General features: G+C 67.0%; 12 protein-coding genes. 8 read left to right on the top strand and 4 right to left on the bottom strand.

Features of this window, described 5'->3' with window-relative positions:
• Positions 1–29 precede the first annotated feature (29 nt).
• Complete coding sequence (locus AB0N17_RS35180) at positions 30–542, bottom strand: hypothetical protein (RefSeq protein ID WP_366015696.1); 513 nt, start codon at positions 540–542, stop codon at positions 30–32.
• Between the two features lie 511 nt (positions 543–1053).
• Between AB0N17_RS35180 and AB0N17_RS35175 the strand changes: the two genes are divergently transcribed.
• The 8 genes from AB0N17_RS35175 to AB0N17_RS35140 all read left to right on the top strand — a co-directional run bounded on the left by AB0N17_RS35175 (position 1054) and on the right by AB0N17_RS35140 (position 10919).
• Positions 1054–1515, top strand: a complete 462-nt coding sequence (locus AB0N17_RS35175) for a hypothetical protein (protein ID WP_366015695.1) — start codon at positions 1054–1056, stop codon at positions 1513–1515.
• Positions 1512–3275: a hypothetical protein gene (locus tag AB0N17_RS35170; protein WP_366015693.1), complete on the top strand. Its 1764-nt coding sequence runs from the start codon at positions 1512–1514 to the stop codon at positions 3273–3275. Before AB0N17_RS35175 ends, AB0N17_RS35170 begins: the two co-directional genes overlap by 4 nt.
• Positions 3276–3473: 198 nt before the next feature.
• The gene (locus AB0N17_RS35165; RefSeq protein WP_366015692.1) at positions 3474–4574 is read left to right on the top strand and encodes a S8 family serine peptidase; all 1101 of its coding nucleotides are present in this window, start codon (positions 3474–3476) and stop codon (positions 4572–4574) included.
• Between the two features lie 112 nt (positions 4575–4686).
• Positions 4687–5028 carry a WXG100 family type VII secretion target gene (locus tag AB0N17_RS35160; RefSeq protein ID WP_366015691.1) on the top strand — a complete coding sequence of 114 codons (342 nt, stop codon included), beginning with the start codon at positions 4687–4689 and terminating at the stop codon, positions 5026–5028.
• Positions 5029–5065: 37 nt separating this feature from the next.
• Complete coding sequence (locus tag AB0N17_RS35155) at positions 5066–5368, top strand: WXG100 family type VII secretion target (protein ID WP_366015690.1); 303 nt, start codon at positions 5066–5068, stop codon at positions 5366–5368.
• 264 nt (positions 5369–5632) lie between these two features.
• Positions 5633–6532, top strand: coding sequence for a serine/threonine protein kinase (locus AB0N17_RS35150; RefSeq protein ID WP_366015723.1), 900 nt, complete (start codon positions 5633–5635; stop codon positions 6530–6532).
• A 10-nt stretch (positions 6533–6542) separates the two neighbouring features.
• Positions 6543–8768 carry a protein kinase gene (locus AB0N17_RS35145; RefSeq protein WP_366015689.1) on the top strand — a complete coding sequence of 742 codons (2226 nt, stop codon included), beginning with the start codon at positions 6543–6545 and terminating at the stop codon, positions 8766–8768.
• A 57-nt stretch (positions 8769–8825) separates the two neighbouring features.
• Positions 8826–10919: a protein kinase gene (locus AB0N17_RS35140; RefSeq protein WP_366015688.1), complete on the top strand. Its 2094-nt coding sequence runs from the start codon at positions 8826–8828 to the stop codon at positions 10917–10919.
• Positions 10920–10924: 5 nt separating this feature from the next.
• Here the strand turns inward: AB0N17_RS35140 and AB0N17_RS35135 are convergent, their stop codons facing one another.
• Genes AB0N17_RS35135 through AB0N17_RS35125 form a run of 3 tightly spaced genes read right to left on the bottom strand, consistent with a single transcriptional unit; the run spans position 10925 to position 14240 of the window.
• Positions 10925–11560, bottom strand: a complete 636-nt coding sequence (locus AB0N17_RS35135) for a hypothetical protein (RefSeq protein ID WP_366015687.1) — start codon at positions 11558–11560, stop codon at positions 10925–10927.
• A gap of 29 nt (positions 11561–11589) precedes the next feature.
• Positions 11590–13782: a hypothetical protein gene (locus tag AB0N17_RS35130; RefSeq protein WP_366015686.1), complete on the bottom strand. Its 2193-nt coding sequence runs from the start codon at positions 13780–13782 to the stop codon at positions 11590–11592.
• A 5-nt stretch (positions 13783–13787) separates the two neighbouring features.
• Positions 13788–14240, bottom strand: coding sequence for a hypothetical protein (locus tag AB0N17_RS35125; protein ID WP_366015685.1), 453 nt, complete (start codon positions 14238–14240; stop codon positions 13788–13790).
• Positions 14241–14256 lie beyond the last annotated feature (16 nt).

Genomic DNA, 14256 nt, shown 5'->3' with positions numbered 1-14256 from the left:
GGAGGACTCGCCGGCTCCTCCCCGTGCCGCTACTCCTTCTTCTTGTCCTTCTCGCCGTAGATGGAGTTCTTCTTGCCCGGCGCCCCGACCCGTTCGTCGAACCCGTCGTCCAGGGCGTCGATGCTGCTCATCTGCCGCTGGATGTAGTTCTCGTCGTTCGCGTGCACGGCCTTGGTGGTCTGCATGTGGTTGGAGATCTGGGCACAGGCGTCCATCAGGGACTTCAGCTGCTCCTCCCAGCGGTTCGACACGTGCTGGAGACCGGCACCGAGGGCGAAGCCCTGCTTGGACAGGTCACCGGCCGCGGAGTCGCTGCTCGGAGTCGCCACGCGGGCCTTGTCCCAGAGCTGGTCGTAGAGGTGGTGGGCGGCGCCGCCGATCTTCTCCAGGTCCTTGTGGCCCACCTTGAGGTCACCGGTCTTGCTGGGGACGACGTACGGGCCGTAGGTCCCTCCACCACCGTCCACATGGTTGAGCTGCATATGGGCCGACTGCCCCGAAGCGGCCTGCGCCTTGAGCTGCTCCCACTCGTCCCATGCCATGGAAGGCCCCTTCCCCGTGTGAACACTTCAATGACGGGTAAAGTAGCAACCCCACTCAAGAAAAATCCGAACCACGTCTGGCATGTGTGGATTGTCGAGCGTGAAGATTCACGGGAGGCGCCCGACCGCACGGTGCGGCAGGTGCGCACCCCCTCGCCGCAGCGCCGACGGCGGCCAACTGGACGGCAAACCGCGCACTTCGACGCGCCATGGAGTGGTTTTGTGTCTGCAAAGTCCTGCGCTCGCGGCGTGCGGTGGCGGCACCGCTGGGTGCATGTGAAGTTTCTGCGCAGATACAAGGACACTTCTGTCCTTATTGACCACGTTGTCGGCCTTGAGTGACTCCGGAGTCGGTCACTTCGGGACACCTTTGCAACTGAACCGTCGCAGAGTTCAGTTGGCCGCGATTTCCGCAGTGACTACAGTGGTTGGCGATGGATCCGGGGGTGGGTCGCCCGCTGCCCCGGTCTGTTGAGAGCTGTATGAACGGGGACACGGGGAAGGGGTAGCGGTGGGTGACGGTGGCCGCTCAGATCTGAAGCGCGGCGTCGAAGTGCTGGCCAAGTTCAAGGAAGAGATCAACACGGCTCTGCACAAGTTCGAGGATTCACCGGGCAGTTCGTCCAAGATCGCAGACCAGGAGCTCAGCCGTGGTTCGTTCAGCGGTGCCCAGCTTCCCTTCGGTGCGGCACAAGACCTGCACCTGCAGTACGCGCACGTCCACGCGCGCCTGATGCACCTGTCGAAGACCCTTGCCCTGCAGATCGAGGCGATGACGCTCGCCGCACACTCGGCCGATGTCACGTACGACGGCTCCGAGGACGAGGTGAGGCGTCGGTTCTGGAAGATCAAGACCCAGCTCGACGATGAGTACGACAAGGCGAAGCCCAAGGACGAGCACAAGGTCAAGCAGCCGCCCAAGGACACGAGGCACCACACGGACCACTCGTCCGCGGGGGTGAGCACCAATTGAGCGACAACTGGCAGAAGCAGCCCCAGTACAAGACCGGTCTGGAGCAGGCGAACGTAGAGTCGGTCGTGGCCAACACGGTCGGCGGCGTGAAGAACCTCCTCAGGGGCACACCGCTCGGCTCGACCCAGTTCGACGACGCCGACCTCAACGCCATGATCGACCTGGTCGAGCACGCCAACCCCGAGCATCTGGAGCTGGCCGGCAAGGCACTGTGGGACGCCCGTGATGCCGTCAGCAGGGCTGCGACGGATCTGACCAAGAACATCCGCGCGGTCTTGGCCGACTGGGAGGGCGACGGCGCCGATCAGTTCGAGACCTGGACCAACTCGCTCCTCGACTACACCAAGCGTCTCGAGACCTACGCGCACGTCGCCGGTACCCAGATCTCCACTGCCGCTACCGGCCTGGCCTCCGTGCGCAAGTCCATGCCGCCCAGGGACACTCGGCCGGCCGCCGAGCAGAAGAGGCCCACCGAGCTGCCTCACGCCAAGCAGGTCGACAGCAACTCGGACTTCGTACTCGCCAAGCAGGTCGAGAAGAACCGCCAGGACGCCATCAACCAGATGGTCCGGCTGGGGTCGTTCTATTCGGTGGCCGCTTCGGGGCTGCAGTCGAACCCGGAGCCGAAGCCGATCAAGGCGATTCCGGATGTCGGGGTGGCCCTGCCGAAGGGCGGGAGAGACGTACAACGGCACGCGTACAGCCCCGAGACGTCGACGCCGACGGCTGCGGTCCGGCGAAGCGTAGAGGAAGGTCATAGCGCGGCGCCTGTGGCCCACGGGTCGGAGCCAGGCGGAGGCGTGCCGCCTCTTAAGGAAGTCCACGAACCCAGCGTGCATGCCGGTCACGAGGTCGGCACAGAAATCAACACCGTTGGCACGCTCCCTCCTCCGGCACACACCACACCGTCCGTGCCTCCCGCACCCACGCTTCCGAATGCCGGCGGAGGAGGGCAGACGCTACCGTTGCCTCCTGGTCCCATGACGCCCCCGATTGCGCCGACGGTCGGACGTAGCACAGGCTACGGCCCATCCAATCGGCTCCCGATTTCGGCGCAGGGGCGCACTGGCCCTTCCGGTACCGCACGTGGGCGAGTGCCGCAGGAGCCCGAGGGGCAGTCGGGTCGTACCGTCAGCGGTGGACGCGGTCCGCAAGGGCCCACGGGGCAGGCTGCTCGTGCCATGGGTCGTACGACTTCGGCCGGTCAGTCGGCTGTACGTGGGTCCACTCAGCAGACCGGACGTTCCCCTATGGGCCGCGGCATCACCGGCGGAACACCGAGGACGTCCAACACGCCTGGCGGGCGTGCGGGAACCTCTGGCCCCATCGGTGCGGCCCGCAACGGAGTCATGGGCGGCAAGCCTGTCACGGGCCGTTCGCCGGGAGCGACGTCCAATCCCCGTGTCCCGCGCGGTATGGTCGTCGGCGCTGAGGAGCCGGTCTCCTCGACGCAGCCGAAGGGGGCTCTCGGGCAGCGAGGGGTCGTAGGCGCGCCCACGGCCAAAACGGAAGCCGGCACAAGCCAGTCGGTGCTGCGTTCGGCGAGCAACCCCGAGGGTGCGATCGGTGCGCCGCGGAATGCCGCTGGTTCGAAGTCCGGAGGCGCCGAGAACGGCGCCCGCGAGGGTCTCGGCCGAGGCACGGTCGGGAACCGCCAGAATGCGAACGGTGAGACGGGCGGCGCCGGAGCACCTTCTGAGAAGCGGCAGCATCGCCCGCAGCAGAAGCAGCGGCGTGACGTGCCGGACAAGCGTGACTGAACACAAGCGAGGACGTACACAGGCATGAAGCCAGGGACCGGCCGACGCGGCAGAACTACTGCCCTTTTCACGAGGTGCAGTGCGAGACGTCTGGCAGCAGTGTGCTCGGCACTGGGCACATTGGCCATCGCGTCGGTTGGACTGGCCCCCGGAGCAGCGGCGCAGGACATCCACTCCAAGCAGTGGTACCTCAAAGCCATGGGTGCCGACGAGATATGGAAGTACAGCACCGGAAAAGGGGTGAAGGTCGCCGTCATCGATTCGGGTGTGAATCCGGCGACTCCCTCGCTCAAGGGACAGGTGCTGGTCAATGAGGTGCCGAAGTCAGTCGCCTACAAGGCGACTGAGGACGATGACGGTCACGGCACGGGAATGGCTGAGATCATTGCCGGAACGGGGGCTGGCGGTGGAGTCAAGGGGCTGGCGCCGGGGGCGAAAATCATTCCCTACCACGTCCCCTACTCGACGGAAACCAAATATGCTGCCAAGTTCGCCGATACGGCAGAAGTGATCCGGGCCGTCGCCAACAGTGACGCCAAGATCATCAATATGTCTTTCGGTGGTCCATACCCAAGTTCCGACGAGGAGGACGCCATCAAGTACGCGGCCTCCAAGGGAAAGTTGATGTTCGCTGCCATCGGTAACGGCGGAGAGAAGGGAAAGGGTGAGTACCCCGCCCTCTACCCGTACGTCGTGGGCGTCTCCGCGATAGACAAGTCCGGCACGGTAGCCAAGTTCTCCACCAAGAGCAACTACGTGGACTTCGCGGCCCCAGGCGTTCACATCCCCGGCTGGTGCGACGGCAAGTTCACCCAGTACTGCGACACGGATGGAACCAGCCCCGCCACCGCTCTCGCCTCCGCCTCCGCGGCCCTCGTCTGGTCGGTTCACCCCGACTGGACGGCCAACCAGGTGCTGCGGACCCTCATCGACACGGCGGGTCGTTCCTGGGGGAAGAACGAGCCCAGCACGTACCTCGGCTACGGCATCATCCGCCCGCGCCGAGTGCTGATCGACAAGAACATCAATCCTGGTCCGGCGCACAGGGATCCCCTGTACGCGGAGAACGGGACGGACCCGGACGAAGACGTCATGGCCACTCCCAGTCTGTCGGTCGCGCCCTCTTCCGGGGCCTCGGCCAAGGACACCGGCTCCTCCAGCGGCCCCACCTCCGCAGCCGCCAAGGACTCCGGCTCCGGTGGCAGCACCCAGACCTGGGTGATCATCGGCGCCGCAGCAGCCGTACTAGTCATCGGAGGCGCAGGTTTCGCCGTGCTGCGAGCACGCCGTAACGCCTGAGTGCGCTCCCGAACACCTGCTCCTCGCCGAGTGAGCAGAAGCCCGCTTGCCTTCCGTGCTGACGCCAGAAATCAGCGCAGGGCAAGGTCAGTTCACAACGAAAGGCATCGCAATGGCGACTGGGCGTCAGAAGGTAAGTGACAAGGACATCATCGTCCTCGAAAAGGAGCTCGCGCACCGCTTCGAGGGCATCAAGGGCCAGCTCAAGGAACTGCAGAGCCTCATCGACAGCCTCGAAGGGCACTGGAAGGGCATCGGCGCCGGCGCGTTCAACGCCAAGCAGACCGAGATCAACGAGCGCATGGTGAAGATCGGCAACATCCTCGCCAAGTTCATCGAGGGCATGAGCGCCACGCGGAAGATCAAGGACAGCACCGAAGACGAGGTCCGCTCGCAGGTGCAGGGCATCGACGTGAACTACGGCGGCTCGACCTCCGCGCTGTCCAGCCTCTGATCCCGCCCGCCCACCACTTCTCGACAACGGAGTAATCATGAGCGCCAACAACATCGGCGACCTCGAAGTCTCGTACCACAACCTCGACCACACCGCCACGCAGCTGGCCAACCACGCCAAGCGGCTCGAGGAGAGCCTCGAGGCCATCAAGCAGAAGGTCGCCGGCGTCGCCAGCATGTGGGAGGGCGAGGCCCACCACACGTACACCGAGCAGCAGGCCGCCTGGGACCGCGAGGCCCAGGGCATCCACGAGGCCCTGATGGCGATCGGCCGCGTCGTGCACGCCGCCGGCGGTGACTACCAGGGTGGCGACAAGAAGGCCGCCAGCTACTTCATGTAAGGCTCGAACCAGAGCCGAACGTGCAGGAAGCAGCACCGGGGTGGGCACGCACGGGAGGTGCCCACCCCCCTGCCATGTCCGGCCCCGGAACGGATGACCGGCACATGAGACCTACAGAGGTCAGCAGAGACACGACAGGCAACGGGACAGGCAAGAAGACAGGCAACAGGACAGGCGACGGGACAGGGAATCGTGCACACCACGGGGGGCGCCACGGACGTGGTGGGCGCAGGAGGTCAGGACCGCGCCGGACGATCCCGGCGCATCGGCCCGTACGTCCTCATCACGTCACTGGACGACCCCCGCACCAAAGCCTCCGTCCCCGAACGCCGCTACATCGCCCGCAGCGCCGACGGCCGGGACACCGTCCTGCTCTCCCTCCCGCTGCCCGGAGCCGACGCCCAGCGCTTCCTGACCGAAGCCGACGCCTCCCGCTACCTCCTCGGCCCCTGCGCAGCCCCCGCCACCGCCCTCGCCGGTCCCGGTGAACCCGCCTGGTACGCCTGCCCGTACAGGCCCGCCCTGCCGCTGCCGACCGCCCTGGCCGTCCACGGCGGACCGCTGCCCGAGCGGACCGTACGCGCCCTGGGCGTCGCCCTCGCCGAGACCCTGGCCGTCCTCCACGGACAGGGGCTGACCTTCGCCGGCGTCTCACCGTCGGCCGTCCTCCTCGCCGCTGACGGCCCCCGCCTCTCCTGCTTCGGCGCGGTGCGCGCTGCCGCCCCGGACGGTACGCCCCGCTCCGGGCTGCCGGGGCTGGAAGCGGGCAGTCTGCCTCCGGAGCAGGCGTCCGGCGGGCGCCCGCGCCCTCTCGGGGACGTGTACGCACTCGGCGCGACGCTCGCCCACGCGGCCACCGGACACACCACGCCCGAACGGGACGAACTCCCGGCGCCCTTCCGTTCGGTCATCGCCCGGTGCCTCTCCCGCGACCCGAGCACCCGCCCCCAGTTGGCCGAGCTGATCGACGCCCTGTCCGGCGCGACCGGGACCGAGGCCGAGACCGGGGAGGAAGGCCGCTCCGCGTCCCTCCTCACCCCCGGCTGGCTCCCCGGCCGAGTGATCGCCGCCCTGGCCCACCAGTCGGCGGCCGTCCTCATGGCGGACATCCCCGTAGAGGCCGTGCCGACTTCGCCCGCACACCCCATACCTCACTCGGACTGACGACGGCCCCATGCCCTCCCCCCTCACCCACGACGACCCCCAGGCGTTCGGCCCGTACCGCCCCGTCGCCCGCCTCGGCAGCGGCGGCATGGGCACCGTCTACCTCGCCCGTACGGCAGGCGGCCGTGCCGTCGCGCTGAAGACGATGCACGCCCGCATCGCCTCCGACCCGGCCTCCCGTACCCGGTTCCGGCTGGAGACCGACGCGGCCCGGGTCGTGGGGGAGCGGTTCGGCGCCGGGGTCGTGGACGCGGACCCGCGGGCGCAGACGCCCTGGTTCGCCACCGAGTACGTGCTCGGACCGCCCCTGGACGAGGCCGTGGAGCTGTGCGGTCCGCTGCCCGAGACCTCGGTACGGGCCCTCGGAGCGGCGCTGTGCGGGGCGCTGGGGCAGCTGCACGCCTCCGATGTCGTGCACCGCGACCTCAAGCCGTCCAACATCCTCGTCACCGCGTACGGTCCGAAGGTCATCGACTTCGGTATCGCGCGTGCGGCCGGCGACGACCGCCTCACCCGGGTCGGGGTCGCGGTCGGCACCCCCGCCTTCATGTCGCCGGAGCAGGCGAGCGGGCAGGAGCACACGGCGGCCGGTGACGTCTTCGCGCTCGCCGGTCTGCTCGTCTTCGCCGCCACCGGGCGCCCGCCCTTCGGGCACGGCCAGGCGGCGGATCTGCTGTACCGCGTGCAGTACGCCGAGCCCGACCTGAGCGGTGTGCCCGGCAGCCTGGTACCGGTGCTCGCGCAGTGCCTGGACAAGAATCCCTCCCGCCGGCCGACGACCAGTTGGCTGGCCTCTCAACTTCACGACGGCACCGGCGAGTTCGCCGACCATCTGCCGGACGGCCTCTTGGCCGACATCGGGAGACGGGCTTCCGAGGTCTGGCAGATCACCCCGCAGCGGCTGCCGGCTCCGGTCGACGAGCCCGAGATCGCGGCGACAGCGGTGGGGACGCGGTGGTCCCGTCGGCGGTTGCTGTTCACCGGTGGGGGCGCGGCCGTGACCGTCGCGGCCGGGACGGCTGGAGCGTTGACCTGGGGCGGATGGCCCGGCGGCCCTACGACACAGCCGGCCCCGGGGCCCAGCAACAGCCTGCTGCCGAAGAAGCAGCTGGACTCCCTCTGGCAGATCCAGGTCGCCGACCCGGACAACGCGTATTTCACGGACGACATGGGCTCGCTTCCGTCCCAACTGCACGTCGTTGACAACCTTGTGGCTCTGATGGTGGGGATGAGACTGAACGGTGTCGCCGCCGACACCGGAAAGATCGACTGGCAGTCGGACGACACGGAGTGGACCTGGCAGATCGCGTCCGACGCGGAGCGCATCCTCCTGGTGACCTCGGGGGACGACCACTCCTCGGGGCTTGACACCTCCAAGACGAAGCCATTGGCCCTGGCCTGGATCGATCCCCTCACCGGCACGGCGAGGGATCCTTTCGCTCAGTTCACCGACCTCGGTGACCTTCCGCTGAACCAGGCACTGTGCATCGCGGACGGGGTCGCCTATGTCGTCGCGGGGAGTGGCAAGTATTCCCTCAGCTTCCTCGCCTCGCAGTCCTGGTACGTGGTCGCGGTCGACATCGGCACGGGCAGGCGGTTGTGGACGGCGCCGTTGTCTCGGCGGCGCCAGGACCCCCCGAAGCTGTACGTCCTCGCCGCCGAAGTCGTGGGCAACCGTCTCGTGGCGTTGCAGGAAGCGACCGACGGCACCGTGCACGCGGTCGTACGCGACACCCGTACGGGCACCGTCCAGTGGGACCGCAAGCTGGACGGTGTCGACCCGGACAGCGTCAGGCGGCCCCTGGTCACCGACGTGCGGCACCTGTACGTCGGCGCCGGCCGGCTCAAGGCTCTGAGGCTCAGCGACGGCAGCGTGGCCTGGGATTCCGGCTCCGAGCGCCCGGGGCGTGTGTACGGCCTTCCCGCGCTCGGCGACGGCACCGTGTACGCCGTCGAGAAGGACCTCGGGCTCGTCGCGTTCGATGCGGCGAGCGGCCGCGCCAAGTGGCAGGAGAGGGGCGGGGAGGCCACGAAGGCGGACCTGAAGGCCGCACCGGTGGTCGGCTCCGACTACGTGTACAGCAAGCGCGGGGCACGTCTGTGGGCCACCGGTCTCTCCTCCCATGCCCCGGACCACTCCTACCGGACCACCGGCGAGCAGTTCGTGATCCATGAGAAGGCAAGGGAGATCATCGCGCTGGGGGGCCACTTCCTCGCGGCCTTCCCCTTGCAGTGAGCCGACCGGTGCAGAGAAGAGAAGCCGACCGGTGCAGAGAAGAGAAAGCGACAAGCGATGAGACCCCTGGGGACCGGCGACCCGATCCGCCTCGGCCCGTACCGGCTGCTCGGCGTGCTGGGCGAGGGTGGCATGGGCAAGGTGTACGTGGGACAGGACCACGCGCGCACCGTCGCCGCCGTCAAGGTGCTCCGGCCCGAACTCGCTCATGACGCGGGGCTCGCCCAGCGGTTCGTGCGTGAGGCGCTGGCGGCGCAGGCGGTGCGGAGTCCGGGCGTGGCGGCCGTGCTGGGTGCACAGACCGAGGGCGGACGCCCGTGGATCGCCACCGAGTTCCTCGCCGGACCGACCCTGGACCAGATCGTGGACCAGCACGGCCCGCTGGACGATGCGAAACTGCGCGCCCTTGCCGTGTCCGTCGCCCGCACCCTCCGTGACATCCATGCCGCCGGCTTCATCCACCGCGATCTCAAGCCGCCGAACATCGTGCTCACGTCCACCGGCCCCCGGGTCATCGACTTCGGCATCGCTCGCCCGGAGCACGGTCTCACCCTCACGACCACCGGGCAGATCCCGGTGACCCCGGGATACGGTGCCCCCGAGCAGGTGCTCGGCCGACGTGTCACCCCCGCCGCCGACGTCTTCTCCCTCGGCGCCGTTCTCGTGTACGCGGCCACCGGTGAGCGGGCGTTCGAGGGCGCGCACGTGGCTGCCGTCCAGTACGAGGTCGTGCACGGCGAACCACACTGGCACGGCCTCTCACCCGAACTGCACGCCCTGATCGCCCCGTGCCTGGCCAAGGAGGCGGCGGCGCGGCCCACGCCCGAGCAGATCACCGGGGCCTTCACGTCGCCCAAGAGGTCCGACTCGGTGTGGAAGCGGGGATCCGTGGGCGATGCGATCAGGGAGCGGGAGCGTGAGGTCCGGGAACTGACCTCACCATTTCTGACGACGCAGGCCGGGACACCGCCGAATCGGCGAAGACTGCTGACCGGGTTCGCGGCGGGCGGCGCGCTGCTGGCGGCGACCGGTGGCACGGGGTGGTGGCTGCTGCGTGACGGTGGCACGAGTCGCAAGGACCTGTTCACCATTCCGCCCGCGGTGAAGACACCGTCGGCACGCGTCCTGTCCGCCGACGCCGGCGACTACATCGTCGGTGACCAGGTGAAACCGCTCTGGCAGCGCAAAGGGGCCGTCGGATCCGATGCCCTGGCTCCGCTTCCGGTCCGGGACGTCGTCATCGCCGCTGCTCCGGCCGGTGGGATCGCGGCGTTCAACGTCGTCGACGGCAAACGTCGCTGGCAGACCTCGACCGTGGAGACTACGAGCCGCTGTCTCTCGCTCTCCGACCGTCTGCTCGTGGCCGCTGACAAGGAAGGCACGCTGCGCACCTTCGTCCCGTCCACGGGCGAACCGAAGTGGACGGCGCGGGCCGATGCCGCGGTGCTGCTGGCCGCCGATGAGGAGGCCGTGTACGTCGTAACGAAGGACCACCGGCTGCGCTCGGTGGGTCGTTCCGATGCGAGAATCCGCTGGACCGTGTCGATACCGGCCCCGTTTCGGACGCATGTGCTCCCACAAGGGGCGGCCGACAGCGGAACGCTGGTCGTCGCGACCACGAATGGGCACGCCTTGGCGCTCAGCACGAAGAACGGCAGCCCTTTGTGGACGCTGTACAACCAGGCGAGGAAGAAACAAATCGTCCCGGCGGCACGCAACGGCGTCGTATACCTCAACGGCAAGTCACTCTCCGCGCGGAGGATTTCAGACGGCAAGGAACTCTGGCAGGCGACGAACGAATACGAGACCCCGCCGGAATACGGCCCTGCCGACATCAGCGGCGACTTCGTGTATTCGATTGTCGGCACCATGCTCACACGGTGCCGTATCCACAAAGGCGAGGACTATCGGTGGGCGTCGTACGACTCGGCCGAGGGCTCGGTGGTGGTGCAGGGAAGCGGCGCGTGGGTGGTCCACCAGCAGTACGACATCACGACGATACGGGCCGTGAGCCTCAAGGACGGTTCAGAGGTGTGGAAATACGACTTGTATCACTTCTTGGGTAACAAGATCACCGCCAGCCTCGGAGCCGACGGTAACCGAGCCTTCGCCACGGCCAATAACGACCTGATCGGGTTCCCGGTCTTCTGACCCGGTCAGGGTGCCTTGTAACGGGGCAGCTCCGCCGGGAATGCCCGTGGCGTCTGGCATTCTCCCACCGTGTAAGCACGCTTGGTGAGCTGGTAGGCGAAGTCCGTCACGGCTTGACGCAAAGTGATTCCGCTGGACCTGGTGTCTCCGATCGCGCGCGCTTCCGTGACGAGTGCGTAGGACTCGGAAGCCGCGCCGGCCTTCACCCCCTGGGGAACGCACGGGACGTATACGGAAGCAGTGCCGTGGCGGTTGTCGATTTGCGCCAGAGCCTCCACGCCGTCGGCGGCTGAGCGGATGAGAGCGGTGTCGGCATTACTTCCGTAAAAGTCGACCCACGTCTTCTCGGACGTTTCCTGGACCTTCACTTCTCCCGACAGAAGTGAATCACCGCTCGTAGACACGCGACACGAGAAGGTGAAACTCGTGCCTGAACCGTTCCGTTCGGCGCTTTGCTCCGCCGACCTCGAGTCGGGAAGGACACGGATTACGGTCGCACGCGCAACAGCGCCGTCGCACACCTTCTCGGAGAGCCTGTCGAGGCCTTTCGTGAACAGCTGTTGGTACCCGAACCACCCTCCGCCTGCCACCAGGCAGAGGGCGACGGACCCGAGGGTGAACTGTCTCGTGCTCTTTCTCATCGGGACTGCTTTCATGAATGGCTTGCAGATCAGGCGCTGGGACGCTTCTCGACGTCTTCCATGATGCCGTCGCTGTCACGCCAGCCGTCATTTGCGGCATTGCGCACCAGATCAAGAGTGCCATCCGTGGGAAGGGTTGAGTGATGCTTCTTCATGGCCTCTTGCACTGCCCACTGCGCCTGCTGATTGACTGAATCCTGCATCGCGTTGAGATCTTTGCCGGTTCGATACAGCGAGGCGTCCAGCATGCCGTCCTGCTGCTTCCCGTCGTACATGGTGTCGACTGCGATGCTTGCAACCTGACCGAAAAAGCCGCCGCCTGCTCCGGCGCCTATTTCGGCGAACTTACCCTCCGGGCAGAGTGCCACAGCCCCCATGCCGACCGCTCCCGCAAGGAATGATTTGAAGACCTCCCCCTGCTGGGCCATTGCGTCATTTTCCTGCTTTTCCATCTCGAGAGAGGAGGCGACATCGGAGTCGGCGACCGCGCGGCCCACGATTCCCTCGATCATTCCCGAGTTGTATGCGATGTCATGAATGACTTGCGTCGAACTTCCATGGAACAGCGAGGGGTCGGCCATATGGGCTTCGAGGAGGCTGTCGGTGTAGATGCTCTCGCCGTATCGGATGGCGGCCCGCCCGTTCGCGTCGTTCGACACTTGCGTCAGGAACCGGACTACGTCGGTCTTGTCGAGGCCATGAGGTGCGTCACTGGTCGACAGGAAGACCTTCTCCGAATTGGGTCCACCCAACTCGCGGCTTATTTCGGGCATGTAGGCAGCAGCCATGTGCCCGAAGCTCGCTCCCATGGCCTTGGTCACGAGACCTCCGCCATCGTTCGAGTCGGCGACCGCCGCCATGATGTTGGCCATGATCTTGACCTGGGTGCTGCTGTGCGGAGGGGTCGGGTTCAGTTCACCGGCCGCGCGACCGGTCACGGCCGCTTCCAGGGCATGCCCCAGAGACGTGCCGCGATCCGTGTAGCGCGACGTGTTCAGCATGTGGTCCAGGTCCGACTTGGACTCGAAGGCGTGGGTGGCGGCCTCGGGGTTGTGCGAGAGGGCGTCGAAGAGGCCGTCCAGCGGGTCGCGTCCGTTTCCGCTGCCGAAGACCAGGTCGATGTGGTCGTAGCCCTTCACCCAGAGCGCGTTGGTGTTGACGTCGCCGGCACCCTTGTCCTGCTTGAACAGCCTGGTCCGGTAGTCGTCGAGGAACTCGGTGTCGAACTTCCCTTGCCGCATCAGGCTGCTGATCACCTGGGAGCCGAGCGCACCGATGGGGTTCAGCTGGGAAGGCACCTTGTTGTCGGGGTGGAAACTTGTGTTCATCTCCTTGAGGAGGTCCGACTTCCAGGCCTTCATGCCGTCCGAATCGGAGAATGATGCCGTCGCCAGCGTCATACTCAGGTTCTTCTGCAGTTCCTCCATGCTCTTGAGTTCCGCGCCCCGGGCGCCGGTGTGGGCGTCCACCATGTCCGTCCAGAACTGGAGTGTTCCCTTGCCGCCCAGACCCTCGGCGAACCGTTCGGAGAACAGGGGGTCGTCGTGGTACTTCTCCAGGTACCGGTTGAATTCGGCAATGTCCGCAGCGGACATCTTGTCCGGGTGCTTGGCCATCTTCGCCAGCTTGTCGGCGTTCTCGACGGCGTCGGCGGCGGTGTCGCGGTCCTTGTAGGCGGCGTCGGAGAAGCCGTACTTGGTCTGGTCGACGAGGAGCCGGAGTACCTTGGCGGCACTGTTGTCGCTCTCCCCGGCCTTGCTGAGGATGCGCTGGATCTCGTCGCGGAGGTCGTCGACGTCCTGCTGGCTGGTGGCGCTCGTCTTGCCGCTGGGATCGGAGGCCCAGTCCGGGCGCGTGTTGCCCGTGACGGAGAAAGTGCCGTGGCCGGTGTCGATGACCGTGAGGTTCTTCTTGTCGCCGCGCGCGATGGCGTCGGTCAACTGCGTGCGGTAGCCGATGAGTTCGCCACGCGTGTCCTTGAGGATGTTGGTGATCGTGTCGGCCTGGGTGTGGGCGTCCGCGAACTCCTGCGCGGTCTTGTCGATGAACTCGCGGCTCACCTTGGCGTTGACGCCGTTCCAGCTCGCCTTGTCCGCCTTGCCCTTGAGGTTCTTCTGCGCGTCCTCTTTAAGCGTCGCCAGCTTCTTGGTCATCTCCTCCCAGTCGGTGATGGCCTCACCGAGCTGCGAGAAGTTGCCGTGGCGCAGTGCGTCGAGATCCATCGCCGTCAGCCGTCCTTCCGCTCGTCGAAGCCCTTGTCCAGCTGGGAGATGCTGCTGAGAGTGCCGCCGATGTAGGAATCGTCGGCCGCGTGCTGGTCCTTGGTGTAGCGCATGTGGTTGGAGATGTGAGCGCAGGCGTCGAGAAGGGTCTGCACCTGGTCGACCCAGTGCTCGGCGACGTGGTCGAGGGCGGAGCCCAGAGCGAAGCCCTGGCTCTCCAGGCCTCCGGCTGCCTTCATGGAGGCGATCCGGGCGTGATCGCTGTACCGTCCGAACTCCTGGAACAGTTCGTGCGCCGCGGACCCGATCGCGGCCAGGTCCGTCTGGTGCACGGTGAGGTCACCGCGCGTGCTCTCGCCGCCTCCGCCGCCGGCCGGGGCCAGCTGGTTCAGCTGCATGTGCGTCGACGGCCCCTTCGCGGCCTCCGACTTCAACTCTTCCCACTCGTCCCACGCCATGCGCGGTCCCTCCCCG

Origin of the sequence: Streptomyces sp. NPDC051133 (genome assembly GCF_040682635.1) — a bacterium.
Lineage (GTDB): Bacteria > Actinomycetota > Actinomycetes > Streptomycetales > Streptomycetaceae > Streptomyces.
Note: the sequence above shows the minus strand (reverse complement) of the source record. Positions and strands in the feature narration are given on the sequence as shown.

Bases quoted from the DNA above. Each gene is read 5' to 3' on its own strand.
- AB0N17_RS35140 (WP_366015688.1), top strand. From the start codon at position 8,826: ATGAGACCCCTGGGGACCGGCGACCCGATCCGCCTCGGCCCGTACCGG.
- AB0N17_RS35130 (WP_366015686.1), bottom strand. From the start codon at position 13,782: ATGGATCTCGACGCACTGCGCCACGGCAACTTCTCGCAGCTCGGTGAG.
- AB0N17_RS35125 (WP_366015685.1), bottom strand. From the start codon at position 14,240: ATGGCGTGGGACGAGTGGGAAGAGTTGAAGTCGGAGGCCGCGAAGGGG.
- AB0N17_RS35165 (WP_366015692.1), top strand. From the start codon at position 3,474: ATGGGTGCCGACGAGATATGGAAGTACAGCACCGGAAAAGGGGTGAAG.
- AB0N17_RS35145 (WP_366015689.1), top strand. From the start codon at position 6,543: ATGCCCTCCCCCCTCACCCACGACGACCCCCAGGCGTTCGGCCCGTAC.
- AB0N17_RS35160 (WP_366015691.1), top strand. From the start codon at position 4,687: ATGGCGACTGGGCGTCAGAAGGTAAGTGACAAGGACATCATCGTCCTC.
- AB0N17_RS35155 (WP_366015690.1), top strand. From the start codon at position 5,066: ATGAGCGCCAACAACATCGGCGACCTCGAAGTCTCGTACCACAACCTC.
- AB0N17_RS35180 (WP_366015696.1), bottom strand. From the start codon at position 542: ATGGCATGGGACGAGTGGGAGCAGCTCAAGGCGCAGGCCGCTTCGGGG.
- AB0N17_RS35135 (WP_366015687.1), bottom strand. From the start codon at position 11,560: ATGAGAAAGAGCACGAGACAGTTCACCCTCGGGTCCGTCGCCCTCTGC.